Source organism: Amphritea sp. GJ51-11 (genome assembly GCF_055808735.1).
In genome coordinates this window covers 272,965-289,487 of record NZ_CM147881.1, presented here as the reverse complement: position 1 = coordinate 289,487, position 16,523 = coordinate 272,965, and the positions used below count along the sequence as shown (strand labels likewise).

Genomic DNA, 16,523 nt, shown 5'->3' with positions numbered 1-16,523 from the left:
TTTGGTCAGATCCGCGAAATTCCCCCCGATATATCAACAGTATTTTTTACCGCGAAATCCGGAGCGGTTAACGATAACAAGTCGATCAAACCGTCAACATTGAGCTGCGCGGATAGAGGCTTAAGGCCTGTACCACCAATAATCGTTCCCTTAAACGTCGTATTACCGGAGATGGCGAACGTATTCGAGTTAACGCCACCACGGACGATGGTATTATCACCGACATCGGTGAAGACAAAGGTCTCAAAAACACTTTCGCCCAGTAATTTATCAACAAAGCCCGACGCCTGAGCATCGGTGCTTAACGCCGTAGGTCTCGGAGCAACACGTTCGACAGTAAGCGATAGTTGACCGGTGTTACCATCGATTTTGCCGTTGGCAGCTGTCGTCGCCAAATCCAATCGGCCCGTCACGGGCGTGGTATACCCCAGAGCCGAACCATCTAAATTCTTCAAAGCCTTTGTTAAGACCACATCACCTGGATTATTAAAGGTAATATTCAGCTTCTGTTTGAGCTGCCGTACTGCCAAAGCGCGGCTCCTTAACGGTAACCGAGCCTTCACCCAGTAATTCGTTCAGCTTATTGCTCAGCTCGGTGATATTTGCCTCTTTATTCCCTGCAACAAAGGTAATCTTATCGGTTACTTTGTGTACGCCATCTTTGACTGTAGTGACCACAGGGGTCACCGTTGCAGAGCTGACTTGTAACAAGTCGACATCGACCAACTCTTTATTGATAAAGGTGATATTCCAGCTGTTGGCTTTAAAGCTTTCGTTGGTAGTTTCTGCGGTTATAGGGGAGCCATCAACCGTTACACCGGTCACTTTCACATTAAGGGTCTGAGAGCCAGAAGCGGATGTGAATGTCAGTTTATTCAGTTCGGTTTGAATTTTTAAAGCGGTGGCTTTAACGTCTACTTTACCGGTCGCTGCATCGGTAATGATTTGAATCGGGGTGGCCGTGGTTTTAACGGCGTGAGAGCCACCAGGATCAGTAAAACTTAACTTAAAGGTTCCACTCGGCTGTTCCGCACCGGTAAAGGCCAATCGCTGAACTTCTTGAATCTTATAATCAAGCGCAAATTCACCTGTCGTGGTGTTGCTAATAATAAGCGGCTGTACCTCTTTAACCGCCCCCTTCTGTTCAAAATTAAAATTAAGTTCATCAGCAACTTGGCTAAAATCGATATCCAACACATGGTCATTAGCCGTCAAAGTACTGGTATCGATGGTAACCGAGTTCGTTTTGCGTAACACTTCCGGAACCGCAATAGCCGCTAACATATCGGTTATCGACGCAGAACCAAAGATAAAGGTCGCATCCGCATTAGGCGCCAGAATAGTCTCAAACGCGTGGATATTGCCAGACCGGCTACCATCGGCCAGAGTCGTCACACGGCCCTGTAAATTATTAGTCCCTGTTAAGCCTGTCACATCGACAGACATATCCGCGACATCATTTTCACCCGGCTTTTTAAAAGTAATTTCCCACTCTTTCAATGCATCAGTAAAACTATCGGTGCGAACTTCCACCGTGTATTTCTGCACAAAATTACGCTTAAGCTTATTGAGTTCGGTCTGAATAGCTAAGCGCGTATTTTCTTTTTGCAGATCAACCGACGCTGCCGTCGTGTCAATGGTAATTGGGCCAGTGGAATACTTACCAATCGTTAAAACAAAGCTACCTTCAGTAACATTATTAAGAGTCAGCTGCTTAATCTCGCGAACCGAAGAACCCTCAACAGTAGACCAGATGTCAGGCTTACCTTTAAGCGATGTGGCGTTTGTAATCGCGACCGTATGAAGCTTACTGATTTCAGGGTTTAATACGGTAATTTCAAACTTATTGCCGGCACCGGAAACCACCACACTGGCAAATATCTGTGGATTATGACTGTTTAATTCTTGCTGAATCTGGGCGGCAATATCGTTCGGGGTAGAACCGGAGGCGATAGGCACTGTAATGGATACAGACTGATTCGGCGTTTCGACCCCTGCAACTGTTTTAGAATATTCAAAACCTAAGGTAAAGCTGCCAGATTCGGCGAGGCCTAGATCGATATTAATTGAGCCATTAGTGTGTTTAGTAATTAAATTAGTCGCCGGATCAACGGTATTAACACCCGGCACCACGGTGCCAACCACCGGCGGCGTATAGGTCAGTCCAGTTGTACTGACAATCGTCATTAATGGGATATTGGTATAGATCGGTTGCTTAAATTCAACATCAAAAGCACCGGTCCCTGCCCCTGCAGACTTAACCGATACCAGATCACCGACGGGCGCTACACCATTATCAGTCAAAAGCGTTCCAAGCTTTGTTTCCAGTGCCGTTTTTATATTCGCCGCTGTGAGCGTCGTGGTGGCACCGACTGTTATTGAGATCGATGCTATCGTTTCAACAGTACCATCGGGTTTAGGAAAATTATTCAGTTTTACTGTAAAGTTGCCAGATTTAGCGCCACCGAGAAATATTCGCTGCACTTCATTAGCGTTACCTTCACTGTTAACACGCACAGTATTGGCGGTAAGGGCAAAATGACCAGACACATCACCAAACCCCGTCAGTGTTTTAGTCCAGCTCGTTTTATCTTTAATGAAAGTGCCGGTGCCCGCCAACAGATTAGAACTGTTAAATAAGTAGGTCATCTCCTGAGTAACATTGGAGAAATCGAGCACATCACCACGGGCTTTTAATCCCTCATCCGTGGTTTTGTCATCTTTACCTTTCTGACTTTCAATAACGTTGTCTTGGCCCCAATCATTGATGAACACATAATGATCGTAACCTTTACCACCGATGAGAGTATCGTCACCTATGCCGCCATAAAGAACGTCATGACCGGCCCCCCCACGAGACTATCATCCCCCAAGCCTCCACTGAGGTGGTCATTACCAGCACCGCCGCTGATAACATCGTTACCTAAACCGCCGCTGATTCGGTCATTGCCTGCACCACCACTGAGGTTATCATCACCTCCACCGCCGCCGATGGCATCATTATCCAACCCGCCATAAAGGATATCGCCCTGAAGTGTTCCGGTAATAACATCTTGGCCAGCACCACCATCCCAGACACGCCCAGTTTTAACACTGACAGCCTGGGTATAGTTATCAGAGAATATGAGGTCGTCACCACTCCCCGTACTATTAACTAACAAACCAAAGTCGCCTAACACGGTCATGCTCTTAACCGTACCCGCACCTGAATCAGAGGTGCCTTTCAAACCATCTATACGGTCAATGGCGCCCGCTTTTAATCCCGTACTGGCGGCTGTCAATTCTACGGCATCAATGGTGATGGTTTTAACGGTCGTGGTCAGGGTGTAGCGATCTTCGGGAGTTGGCCCACTGGATGTATATGCTTTGACGATAGTAAGAGGATCGGGATGAGTTTCAGTCTCAGCACTTAAAACAACCGTCGCTTGAGTGGTTCCCCCTGTAGTTCTCTTCTCTTGGCGAGTTTCCGCTATCAGTTTAATGTCTGGAATATTCAGTCCAGCCGATAACGATTGAAACGTAATAGTAAAGTTGTAAGGCGCCGTTCCGCTAGCCGAACCACTCCCCGTAACAGTGACTAATGGTGCTGGGGTTACAGGAGTCGTTACAGGAGGAGTGGTTGTACTGGTAGTCGTGACCGGCGTTGCTTTCAACACCAGAGAGTTCAGCGCAGCAGCCATCTCTGTTGCTATTGAAGCGGCAGTTCCTGAATTGCTAATATCGATGGTTTCGACACCACCCAGAGACAATCTAAAACTGGTGATATTAGTCAGTTCTTGGGCAACGGTTGGTGACGTTTTAACTTTTGGCACCGTCAGTTTTTGCACTTCATTGGTAGCCGCCGGTGCGGCGGTACCATCGACGTTATTCAGAATACCTGTGACAGCTCTTTTGGCAACACCCGGTGTCGTTTCACCCAGATCAACAACCACATTGTTAGTGTTCGTAGACTTGTATTGCGAATAGTCGAGAATATTAACGCCATCGGTTTTAGCAATAGTGGCACCCGCCACATAGACGTTACCGGTCACCAAGCCTTCAGCCAAGCTACCGCTTGTATTCGCGGTCAAGATCTTGCCCTGCAAGGCATCCTGGTCTTTGATAATGTAAGTGTTTTTGCCCTGACCACCAATGATGTTAGCAACGTTATCTGCGTTCACAACATAGGTATAAGTAATTGTTTTTAATATAGGTGCAGCGGCTGTCCCGATATTAATCTGCTTCTCGACAACAGCCGTCACTTTCACTGAAGATGTTATCGTCGTGACTGCTGGCGTCCCGGTAGAGGTTGTGCTGACGCTGTCCAACTCAAAGATTAAATCGTGGGTGACCTCACGGAAATCCAACGTCCCCTTTTTGCTGGTTGATTTAGTGTCATCAATAAAAAAGTTAACGGTCTCAGTCAACGCAGGCGTCGTATCCGGATACACCTGTCCCCAGTCATTATTGAACTTATAGGTATTATCACCCAGACCACCGACCACTTTCTCAACATTGATGGCATTTTTTACCGCATGAGTACTGGTGGTTACATTTGCGCCTTGGAAGACCTGCACACCATATTTATCGGTCGATGTTCGATCAGTATCTGACACTTCAGATACCACCGGTATAGCCGGCGTTGTGGGGGTCGACAATGGCTCTGTCGATTTAACCGATGGATGAAACTCAACCGTAATCGCCTGAGTAAGCGCAGAAAAGTCTAACGCATCAGCATCGCCGCCCTTAATCACCGTTAAACCATCTTTGGTATCGGCTTTCTCAATAACCTGATCGACACCCCAGTTATCTTTAAACACATAACTGTCGCTTCCAGCGCCGCCCACTAAGGTCTGACTTCCGGCGCCACCGACTAAATAATCTTCACCCGCTCCGGCAGCAACAGTTACATCAGTTAAACCGGTAACATCAAATTTTTGCTTGCCCTTGTCGGCGGTAAATGATGAAAATGATGCCGTGCTAAAGCCCGTTAAAGTATCGACCCCCTTAATGATATTGCCTGCCGACAAATTAACGTAATTGGTCAACACGGCATTTGAAGCACCGGAGTTATACAACAGATCAATTTTGCCGCTGTAATTCGTATTCGCTTTATCAATATCGATTGGCGCGCCAATATCATCGATAATAAGTCGGGTATTCCCTGCATCCAGGGCCTTACCAATCGATAATTTGCCAATCTCACCCGTCCCGCTAGTGACCACTGCAATTGCGTTTTTAGCATCTAACTGGGTAGCAGCATCCGTTGCGCTAGGATCAACCCCCATCACCACATAGTCTTTAACCCATTTATAAGCATCATCACTCGAAAGGGCGGTACCCTTTTTACTGATAGCAATGTGGGCAGACGACAGTGTCGATGTGTCTAAAACATCTATTTTAGTCTGTAATTCAAGCTCGGTTTTATATCCAAGCCGACCCACTTTAATGTTCTTAATAGTGGCATCATCACCGTCGGCAAACTGAAAAGTACGCAACGTATTGGGCACTAATGCACCCGTAGTTTCATTAATCGCCTGTGCAGTAATTTTAAACGGAGTGGTGGCGGTTTTCCCGGTCACAGTGACGCGAATATCGCTGCCAACGCCGGTAAAGTTAATGGTATCTGTGCCTGCCGTTAGGATAACCGGCGCAGCCGTGCCATTTAGCTCACCGATATTCACCGATTTATCAGCCGCTAACAACCCGCTATACAGAGGATCATTCGATGCGAAAGAGAACTGTTCGGTAGACATCATATCAAGGGTATGCGTGACATAGCCTGATTCAGTTTCCAGTATCCAGTCGCCACCGATAAAACGATTTCCGGTTAGGTCATCAGACGCGGCAATATCGGCCTGTGTTGCGCCCGCCAATCGATCAACAAACGCTATACCGACCTCACCTTGGGCAACATTACAGCCGTAGATCAGGATATCTCCGTCAGATTTTAATGCTTTCCCCCAAGCTTCAAGCTGTTGACGGTAACGTTCTAACGAAGCATTTCCCAAAGAAGCCGTACCCAAACGCAGCAAACCGGTTGCCCCATGAGATAACACATGCAACGCGGCAATATCTTCATAGGCAGAAAGAACATCGGCGAGCTGTTCAACACCATCACCTTCAGCATCCAGTAGAACAACCGTGACACGCTCCGCTTGTGGGCGAGCAACCGGCACATCAGCTAATTCAGCGGCAAGTTCAGCGTCAGCCTCTAAAGTTTCACTAGCACTCTCGTTCGCAGGATACCAATCCGCGACTAAAACATTACCCGCGCTGGTCGCTTCGGTATGCCATTCAAGGTCACGACCCGCATCCCCCATAAAGGTGCTCAACAGTGCACGATAATCCTCAACCGAACGGTCAATAACAACGAACTGATGCCCACTCAACTGCTGAATATGTTGAATCGTAACGGTAGCGGCCACCGCTCTAGTGGTTTCTTCACCACTCGCACTGACTTGCGCTTCAGCCCCCTCTTTCGACTGCACTGCCACTAATTCATCTAGCTCTGCAGCAGTCACCTGAAGATCAGCCAAATTCAGATTTTCAATATCCGCAAGACTATCGCTACCCGTCTCAGCATTGTCGACGTCATCATGCTGGCGAACCAGTTGTAACGTTTGCGAATTACTCGCTTCAGCCAAACCTGCATCGATTAGCTGCTCAACCATCACCTCTTCGTTAAGCAGCTCAGCACTTAACGCCAGAGGGGCTGCATCCGCGGATAACAGATAACGGTTTTCCATCTGTTCCATCATGTAAGTATTACGTCGTCGAGCAGTAATCCCTTGGCTGCTCCAAATATATTGTCTTAAATTGCGGAATTTGTCATAACGCATTCTTAGTAGACGATTGAATATATACGACATAATTTTCATCCAATGATTTTTTCATTCGAAAAAGCAGCGAACCAATACGCTTTTTCAGTAAATACCGGTGACAGATGGGTATTGCGATTCAATGATGCAAACGCACTAGGCTGCAGTGACGATATAAGTGCCTAAAAAGCACTGACATAAGCGCAGCCATAGCCCTTATGACTCATCACTGACCAGCCAGCTATTGATGGCAGACAGGTCGTCCTCCTGCAGTGCGCCCACGGAGAACTTCAAACGCAGAACATTCAGTACATAATCATAACGAGCCTTGATCAAAGACTGCCGTGCGTCAGAAAGGTCCTGTTCAACATCCAGCACCTCTACCAAGCTATTTTGACCGCCACGGTATCCTGCTGATTTAGAGCGCAAACGACCTTCCTGTGCTTGCAAAGACTTTTCCAGCGCGCCGATTTGCACAATAGCCTCGTTAATACGGTAGTACGCATCATGCGCTGAACGCTCAACAGAGCGCTGCATATCGTTACGATCTTCAAGCACACTGCTGCGCTTTTCGATAGCTTGACGCAGCTTAGCTGACGTCTTGCCGCCCGAATATAAAGGTAGGTTAAATCTCACCGACATCTCGGTGGTATCGATATCACTCGTCCCACCAAACGGTGAACCTTCGATGGCTTCATTACCGTGAGTTAAGGTGAAATCGACCGTAGGATAATGACCACCACGGAGAGCTTTAATCTCTTTCTCTGCTTCTTTTAAAGAGAGATTAAGGATGGTGAGTTCAGGATTGTTTCTGGCGGCCAATTTAACCCACTCTTGAGGGTCAGACGGAACCGGCATTTCAAGCTCAATATCTGCGCGTAAGCGGGATAGATAACCCGGCATCTTCCCTAACGACTCCCGTAAGGCATAACGGCTATCCATTAAGCGGCTCTGTAACTCGACCTCTTTACTCAGGGCATTCAAGTAACGTGCCGAAGCGTCCTGTAAATCAACAGTTCTGACGAGCCCTGTTTTATGCTTCTTTTCAGACACTTCAAAATGCTTAAGCATCGCTTTCTTTTCGGCCTCAACGGCTTCCAACTGATCAATCCGCTCAAGCACTAAGAAATAACTTTCGGACAGCCTTAATAACAGTTGCTGCTTGGATAACGTATATTCGACTTCGGCCCGATTAGCGCTAATCTTAGATTGGTCATAACGCTGCCAGCGAGAGTAATCGAAGATTGATTGGGTCAGTGTTAGGCCGTAACTATCGGTGGGGTAATCAGCGGAGTTGCCATAGAAGACAAGGTTGTCCGACTCATTAATGGTTTTGCTCGTTTCTTTATGCTCGTATTGGAGCGAAATGGTTGGTAATAGATCCGCACGGCTCAGATTGACAATTTCTTGATCACCGCGGAATTTATAGTAGGAAGAAAGGTATTTGGTGTCGTTTTCTGCGGCTACTCGCCATACATCCATCAAATCCTCGGCTTGGGCCGGAGCAGAACAGAGCAATACAGAACAGAAACCCGCACTTGCAATAGCGCGGGTTATTTTTATGTTTTCCATGGTTCCCCCTCGGCCTCATCCTGAGGAGTCTCTCTCTGGTAACCTAACAGGAGAGTCAGCATCCGATGCTATCTTTAGTTATTTTTAATTGTTATCAGCATAGATTACTCTTGTAGCCCAAAGAGTATGGTTAGTTTTCAATCAAAGTTCAAACAATATAATTGTCAATAGACCTTTACCTCTCCCTATCGGCAATAAATCATCAATAATCGCAAGACGAAAAGAAATATCAACAAAAACAATAAATTAACATTAGCTAATATAGAAAAAAGATTACCTATATTGAGTAATTATCAAGTATTAAAATTTTTTATCGCATAAAGGATTCGTTTTAACCCCCTTAATAACGATGGACGGTTAAAAACCATATGCCCCCCTTGCCAAAGCTCAGCTATAAAACAAAAAAGGCAGATACCATCGAGGATGATATCTGCCTTAATTAATTCACCGTAAAAGCCCTCGTTAACATCAGTTAATCGTTACAGGCTATGGCTTTAGGCCATTATTTATCCGAGCGTTTGCCCCGCAGTTTTTTCAGTTTTCGTTTTTTCGCTCGATTGCTTAGCCCCTTGGCGGGCTTACGGGATAGGCGAGTCAGCTCTAGCTCTGTTTCACTCAGACGCGCGCCGTTTTTCGCCGGTTTCGCTTCCAGTGGCTGGCGTGAGCCTCTACCTTCTTTCGGCTCGGTTCCACGCTTACGGGGTGGCCGAGCGCCATCGCGCTTATCTGACTTCGCCCAAGGCGCTTCCGATTCCGACGTCTGACGAGAGCGTTTGCTCTCAGGCTTTCCTGAAGTCGATTTAGAAGGTCTAGCGGACGGTCGTCCTCCCGTAGGTTTGCGTCCCTGTCGGCTTTCTAGCTCGGCCAGAGACAGCTTGCCCTGACGCAACAGCTCCCGCTTACTCAAACGCTTCGGTTCGGGTTTATCAGCATCACTGTCCAACTTATCCCCAGCTTCTAGTTTTTTTACCAGTTCGAAATCGATCTTACGGTCATCGAGATCGACTCTAGCGACTAGCACCTGTACCCGATCTCCTAGACGGAATGATTTACCACTACGCTCACCGTGCAACCGTTGTAGGGCCGCATCGTAGTGATAATAATCACCCGGCAAAGCCGAGATATGGATCAAGCCCTCAACATAAACCTCTTCCAGTTCGACAAACACGCCAAAACCAGTCACCGCCGAAATCACTCCGCTGAACTCATCACCGACGCAATCCTGCATATATTCACATTTGAGCCACGACATCACATCCCGAGTGGCATCATCGGCCCGCCGCTCGGTCATCGAGCAATGCTCGCCCAACTCAACCATCTGCCCTAGGGTATAACGGTGGATAAAGCGCTTATCGAGCTTAAAGTTAGCCGGCCGAGTGATATGAGGGCTGTTACTTTCTGAGTGAATCAGGCCCCGTATGGCCCGATGCACCAACAGATCCGGATAACGACGAATCGGCGAGGTAAAGTGGGCATAGGCCTCATAATTCAGCCCGAAATGACCTTTATGTTCGGGGCTGTATACCGCCTGCGACATAGACCGCAGCATCATCACCTGAATAACATGCTTATCAGCGCGCCCTTCTAACGATTCCGATAGCGCTTGATAATCCGGTGGGGTCGGCTCATCGCCGCCGCCCAAGCTTAAACCTAAAGGCCCAAGATAGGTGCGCAAAGTCTGCAGTTTTGAATCTTTCGGGCCATCATGCACCCGAAACAATGCAGGCTGCTTCATGCCCTGCAAGATACTCGCTGCTGCAACATTGGCACAGAGCATACATTCTTCGATAATCTTATGTGCATCGTTACGCACCACCGGCACGATCTTCTCGATCTTGCGCTCTTCGCTAAATAAAATCCGGGTTTCAGTGGTTTCAAAATCGATAGCGCCACGTTCTTCACGGGCGCGACGTAGGGCAAAATAGAGATCATGCAGGTGGATAATATGCGGCAACACCTCGGCATATTGCTGACGCATTGCGATACCCTGCTCAGAATCAGGTTCTTCCAGCATGGCGCCGACCTTGGTGTAGGTCAGCCGTGCCTTAGAACGAATCACCGCTTCATAGAAGGTATAGTCGGTTAGTTTACCGGCATCACTGATGGTCATCTCACACACCATCGCCAAACGGTTCACATCCGGATTCAGCGAGCACAGGCCGTTCGATAGAATTTCCGGCAGCATCGGCACCACAAACTCAGGAAAATACACCGAGTTACCCCGCAGATGTGCCTCAATATCTAACTGACTACCCGGATGCACATAGGAGGAGACATCGGCGATGGCCACCCATAAGCGCCAGCCGCCGGAACGTATTGGCTCACAGTAGACCGCATCATCGAAATCCTTAGCATCTTCACCATCTATGGTCACCAGCGGCAGATCACGCAGATCGACGCGATTCTCGATCGCTGAATCTGGCACATCCGGGCCAAATTCACTGACCTCTTGACGTATCGCATCGTTCCATTCGTTGGGAATATCATAGTTGTGGATGGCAACCTTAATCTCCATCCCCGGCGCCATATGATCGCCCAGCACTTCGGTCACCCGAGCCGTCGCCTTAGCTCGCTTAGAAGGTGGTGTGATCAACTCAACCACGACCAACTGACCCTGCTTGTATTCCAACTTACCATCGGGATCAGGCAGGATCTGAATATCATTACTGATGCGCTGATTTTCCGGCGTCATATAACCGAATCCGCCGTGACCATGAAAGCGGCCCACCAACTTCCGGGTTTTGCGTTCTAATACCTCAACAATGGCACCTTCTGTCCGGCCTCGGCGATCTTCCCCAGTGGCTCGCACTAGCGCGCGATCACCGTCGAAAACCTGCCGCATCTCCCGGGCCGAGAGAAAGATATCGTCACCCCCTCATCCGGAATAAGAAAACCAAAACCATCCCGATGCCCCGCAATCCGACCCGCCACCAAGTCCAACTTACTCAACAAAATATAATGGGCTTTACGATCACGCATTAACTGACCATCACGCTCCATCGCTCGCAGGCGACGGCGTAACGCCTCCCCGCTTTCTTCATCCTCAATATCCAGCAGCACTTCAATCTGCGGTCGGGTCAAGGGCTCGCCTTGCTCCGCCAACAGCGCCATAATCATCTCTCGGCTGGCAATCGGACGTTCATATTTCTCCGCTTCGCGGTCGGCATGGGGGTCTTCAGAAAAATGTTTTGAGTCTGACATGCATCATCTTCTGCTATGTAGGTTTGAAATAACGATACTTCAACAATACCTTAATCTGGCTCGTTTTGCCGGACCAGAATCATGTTTAAAAGCCGAAAGTTACACTTCCCGCTACAGCCGTAATAATAGCGCCATTCTCTGGGACGGCAATGATCAAACTTAAAACGGACCGACATTAAAACCAGCAATAGCTGGCAGCACCGTCTAACGGGTCTAATTTCGTAGGCGAAAAAAAACCGCGACATCAGTCACGGTTTTTTCGATCGTTAGCCTAGCGGTTCAACAACCCTAGGCTAAGACAAGCGCAATAACAGCCATTAAGGCATCTCGTCGACTTCTTCGCCTTCTGATTTTTCAGGTGGTAATAGATCTTCTTTAGTCAGCCCCATCAAGACCAGGACATTCGCCGCCACATAAATAGAGGAGTAAGTACCCACAAACACCCCAACCAGCAGCGCAATAGCGAAACCAAAAATCATCTCACCACCGAACACCGCCAGTGCAACCAGTACTAACAAGGTGGTGAACGAGGTCACTAACGTCCGCCCAAGGGTCTGACTCAAGGAGACATTGATAATCTCCAACGCATCGCCCTTACGCAACTTACGGAAGTTTTCCCGAATCCGATCAGAGACCACAATGGTATCGTTCAGCGAGTAACCAATGACCGCCAAGATAGCGGCCAACACCGTCAAATCGAAATCGAATTTAAACAGTGAGAAAAAGCCCAGCACAATCACAACGTCATGCGCTAACGCCGTCACGGACGCTACCGAGAATTTCAGCTGGAAACGGAAGGCCACATAGACCATCACCATAAACAGTGCCAGCAACATCCCTAAGCCGCCCTGCTCACGCAGCTCTTCACCTACCTGCGCACCGACAAACTCGTTACGCCGCAGGGTCAACTCTTGGGTTTCATCGCTTTGCAGCGTCTGCAGCACCTGATCACCCAGTTTCGGGTCATGGGCAACACCCATGCGAATAAGGATATCAACTGGCGAACCAAAGGTTTGCACCACCGCATCGTCATAGCCAGCATCCTGTAACTTGTCACGAATGCCGTTCAGATCCGGTTCCTGTTGATAACCCACCTCGATCAACGAGCCGCCGGTGAAATCCAAGCCAAACTTAAGCCCGTTGATCGCCAGAGAACCGATAGAGATCAGCAATAAAGTGATCGACAGCATCGCTGCGATTTTACGCAGCCCCATAAAGTTATAGATTTTTTCAGTCGTCATCTTACTCTACTCCGTCAGATCGACAGTTTCTTCAGCGCACGACCGCCGTAAGTCAGATTAACCAGCATCCGGGTCACCATGATCGCAGTGAACATAGAGGTCAGAATACCGACCGACAGGGTAATCGCGAACCCTTTCACTGGTCCTGAACCCATCGCAAACAAAATAACCGCCGCCAATAAGGTGGTGATATTGGCATCAAAAATGGTTGAGAACGCCCGATCAAATCCAGCACTGATTGCCGATTGCGCGGGCAGTCCATTTTTGAGCTCTTCCCGTATTCGCGAGAAGATCAACACGTTCGCATCCACCGCCATTCCTACGGTCAACACGATACCAGCAATACCCGGCAGCGTTAGAGTCGCCGAAAGAATCGACATTACCGCCAACAGCATCATCAAGTTAAACGTCAAGGCGATGTTAGCCAGCAGACCAAACACCCGGTAATAAGCCACCATAAACAGCAAGACACAGGCAAAGCCGATCTGTACCGACATCATACCCAGCTCAATATTCTGCTCACCCAGGCTAGGGCCAACGGTCCGCTCTTCAACGAAGTAGATCGGGGCCGCCAGGGCACCCGCCCGCAGTAGCAAGGCCAATTCTGAAGACTCGGTGGCGCTATCCAAGCCGGTAATCCGGAAGCTAGCACCCAATACGCTCTGAATCGTCGCCAGTGAGATAATCCGCTTCTCGACATACGGAATACGCTTAGCAACCTGCTCGCCATCAACGGTTTCATACAGCGTGCGGCTCTTATGCTCGACAAACAGTACCGCCATGCGACGCTTAATCGCATTACGCGTTGTACGGTTCATCATCTGACCGCCTTTAGCGTCCAGCGAGATATTAACCTGTGGCTGGCCGTTCTCATCAAAGGACGACTGGGCATTAGACACACTAGCGCCAGTAATGATGATGTCTTTTTCGAGAGTGGCATCACGGCTTTGATCACGGAACTCGTAAGTTTCAGTGGTCGCCCGTGAGGCATCGGTGGTCGCTTCTAGACGGAACTCAAGGTTAGCCGTCTTACCGATAATCCGTTTAGCCGCAGCGGCATCTTGAATACCCGGCAACTGAACAACGATACGGTTACGTCCTTGACGCTGCACCAGCGGCTCAGCAACACCCAACTCGTTCACCCGGTTACGCAGGGTGGTCAGGTTTTGCTTAATCGCATAGTCTTCGATCTCACGAATTTTGCTCTCAGCCAGATTAATAGTGACGTAGAAAGCACCGTCCTTGTCGTCATTATTGATCAGAAACTCGGTGTAATCCTTACGTAACAGGCTTTCGGCCTGATCACGCACATCGGCCGTTGAGAACTTCAGCTCTAGGCTGCCATCTTCGCGATGATCAACCGAGCGGTAACGTAGTTTCTCAGTCCGCAGCTTAGTTTTAATCTCGCTAACATAGACATCCAGGCGCTGTGCCACGGCAGACACCATGTCGACTTCCAACAGGAAATGGACACCGCCGCGCAAATCTAGACCCAACTTCATCGGTCCTGCGCCAACAGCTCTGAGCCATTCAGGCGTTGTTGGTGCTAGGTTAAGCGCCACAACATAACTATCACCCAGGGTTCGGCTGATAATCTCTTTAGCTTCAAGCTGACTACGGCTGTCTTTAAAGCGGATCAACCCACCTTTATCGGTCAGCTCATCACCTTTAACACTAACATTAGCCTGCTGCAGCGCTTGTTTAACCCGATCCAGCAACGGCTGGTTAACGATGTTCGATTCCCGAGTACCGGAAAGCTGAACAGCGTAATCATCAGGATAAAGGTTAGGCGCAGCGTAGATACCGCCGATCAGCAATATCAGCACGATCAGCGCGTTTTTCCACAGTGGATATTTATTGAGCATGGCGCTCTGTCCCTAACTAGCCCGGCGATGGATCAGTGCATGGTTAAAACAGGCACGTCCCCGTCCGGGCACCAGTATTTAGATTTAAACGGTTAAAAAGCCAAACCCGCTTGGCAGGCATGGCTTCATCACATCAAAAAAACGCCACGATAGTGGCGTTTTGTTATCTCTTGATGATTAGATCTGTTTAATGGTGCCTTTTGGCAACGCAGCACTAACATGAGTCTTTTGGAAAGTCAGTTCAGTGGTGTCGTTAACACTGAGAACTACGTAGTCTTCGTTCAGACGCACGACTTTACCAATCAGTCCGCCAGCAGTGATCACTTCATCACCTTTGGTTAGACCACCGAGCAGCGCCTTATGTTCTTTGGCGCGTTTAGCTTGTGGACGCCACATAAACATGTAGAAAATAACACCGAAGCCCACCAGAAAAATCAGGTTGAACATACTTGGGTCCAAACCACCCGGTCCGGCAGCGTCTGCAGCGTGTGCTGAAGAGATTAACAAGCTCATTAAGGCTTCTCCTAATACTTACAATAATTAATAAAAATAAAATCAAACGTCATCATTAAGGGGCGGTGTTTCCATCCCCTTAAGCTGGTAGAACTGGTCAACAAAGTCGTCCAATTTACCCTGTTCAATGGCCTGACGCAATCCAGCCATAAGCTCCTGATAGTAATGTAGGTTATGGATCGTATTTAGCTGCGAGCCAACGATCTCCTTACATTTATCAAGATGGTGCAAATAGGCACGGCTGAAATTCTGACAGGTATAACACGTACATTGCTCATCCAATGGCCGCGTATCCGTTTTATTGGCGGAGTTACGCAGTTTTACCACACCATTGCGGGTAAATAGATGACCATTACGAGCATTTCGAGTCGGCATCACGCAGTCGAACATATCGACCCCACGGCGCACACCTTCAACCAGGTCTTCTGGCTTACCCACGCCCATCAGGTAACGCGGCTTATCTTCCGGCATTTTATACGCCAGATGATCCAATACTTTAACCATCTCTTCTTTCGGTTCGCCGACGGATAATCCGCCAATGGCATAACCATCGAAGCCAATGTCGTTTAGTCCTTCGATCGACTCATCCCGCAGATGGGGGAACATGCCGCCCTGTACGATACCAAACAGCGCAGAAGGGCTATCGCCGTGGGCCGCTTTAGAACGCTTAGCCCAGCGCAATGACAAACGCATCGACTCGGCCGCTTCCGTCTCAGTGGCAGGGTATGGCGTACACTCATCGAAGATCATCACAATGTCAGAGCCAAGATCACGCTGCACCTGCATCGACTCTTCCGGCCCCATAAAGACTTTCGAGCCGTTCACCGGTGACTGGAAATGCACCCCTGCTTCAGTGATTTTGCGCATCGCGCCTAGGCTAAACACCTGAAAGCCACCGGAGTCGGTCAAAATTGGCCCTTTCCAGTTCATAAAGTCATGCAGATCACCATGGGCTTTAATCACTTCAGTGCCGGGACGCAGCATCAGGTGAAAGGTGTTACCCAGAATAATCTGAGCGCCAATCGCCTCAATATCTTTCGGCAACATCCCCTTAACCGAACCATAGGTTCCCACCGGCATAAAGGCCGGCGTCTCAACATCCCCTCGGGGAAAGCTCAAGCGGCCACGACGGGCTTTGCCATCGGTCGCAAAACGCTCAAACTTCATAAAACATTCTCTGGTCACACGCTTTCCTACTGTCTGGTTTCGCCAGGGGAACGGCCATCTCTTCCCTATATAAGGCTGAATTACATAAATTAAAGGCTCATCGCCATTTTTACCTGCGTCAACGGCCGTTACTTTCGCTGCAACAGCATCGCCAAGCCGTCACC

The 16,523-nt window shown here is 48.7% G+C and carries 7 protein-coding genes and 2 pseudogenes; all 9 read right to left on the bottom strand.

What is annotated here, in order from left to right; genetic code table 11:
* Nucleotides 1–5: 5 nt before the first annotated feature.
* The 9 genes and pseudogenes from AC0L4K_RS01190 to tgt all read right to left on the bottom strand — a co-directional run bounded on the left by AC0L4K_RS01190 (nucleotide 6) and on the right by tgt (nucleotide 16,359).
* Nucleotides 6–530: a hypothetical protein gene (locus AC0L4K_RS01190; RefSeq protein WP_473267963.1), complete on the bottom strand. Its 525-nt coding sequence runs from the start codon at nucleotides 528–530 to the stop codon at nucleotides 6–8.
* Nucleotides 487–2,775, bottom strand: a complete 2,289-nt coding sequence (locus AC0L4K_RS01185; RefSeq protein ID WP_473267962.1) for a hypothetical protein — start codon at nucleotides 2,773–2,775, stop codon at nucleotides 487–489. The genes AC0L4K_RS01190 and AC0L4K_RS01185 overlap by 44 nt, the downstream gene beginning before the upstream one ends.
* A gap of 92 nt (nucleotides 2,776–2,867) precedes the next feature.
* Nucleotides 2,868–6,737: pseudogene (locus AC0L4K_RS01180) on the bottom strand (DUF4347 domain-containing protein); the annotation flags it as partial.
* Nucleotides 6,738–7,016: 279 nt separating this feature from the next.
* Nucleotides 7,017–8,372: a TolC family outer membrane protein gene (locus AC0L4K_RS01175; RefSeq protein WP_417225279.1), complete on the bottom strand. Its 1,356-nt coding sequence runs from the start codon at nucleotides 8,370–8,372 to the stop codon at nucleotides 7,017–7,019.
* A gap of 502 nt (nucleotides 8,373–8,874) precedes the next feature.
* A pseudogene (gene rnr, locus AC0L4K_RS01170) lies at nucleotides 8,875–11,573 on the bottom strand (ribonuclease R).
* 317 nt (nucleotides 11,574–11,890) lie between these two features.
* Complete coding sequence (secF, locus tag AC0L4K_RS01165) at nucleotides 11,891–12,814, bottom strand: protein translocase subunit SecF (RefSeq protein ID WP_417225283.1); 924 nt, start codon at nucleotides 12,812–12,814, stop codon at nucleotides 11,891–11,893.
* Nucleotides 12,815–12,828: 14 nt separating this feature from the next.
* On the bottom strand, nucleotides 12,829–14,679 hold the full coding sequence (gene secD / locus AC0L4K_RS01160) for a protein translocase subunit SecD (protein ID WP_473267961.1): 1,851 nt from the start codon (nucleotides 14,677–14,679) through the stop codon (nucleotides 12,829–12,831).
* Nucleotides 14,680–14,856: 177 nt separating this feature from the next.
* Complete coding sequence (yajC, locus tag AC0L4K_RS01155) at nucleotides 14,857–15,192, bottom strand: preprotein translocase subunit YajC (RefSeq protein WP_303580050.1); 336 nt, start codon at nucleotides 15,190–15,192, stop codon at nucleotides 14,857–14,859.
* 42 nt (nucleotides 15,193–15,234) lie between these two features.
* On the bottom strand, nucleotides 15,235–16,359 hold the full coding sequence (tgt, locus tag AC0L4K_RS01150; protein WP_473269190.1) for a tRNA guanosine(34) transglycosylase Tgt: 1,125 nt from the start codon (nucleotides 16,357–16,359) through the stop codon (nucleotides 15,235–15,237).
* Between the last annotated feature and the right edge of the window lie 164 nt (nucleotides 16,360–16,523).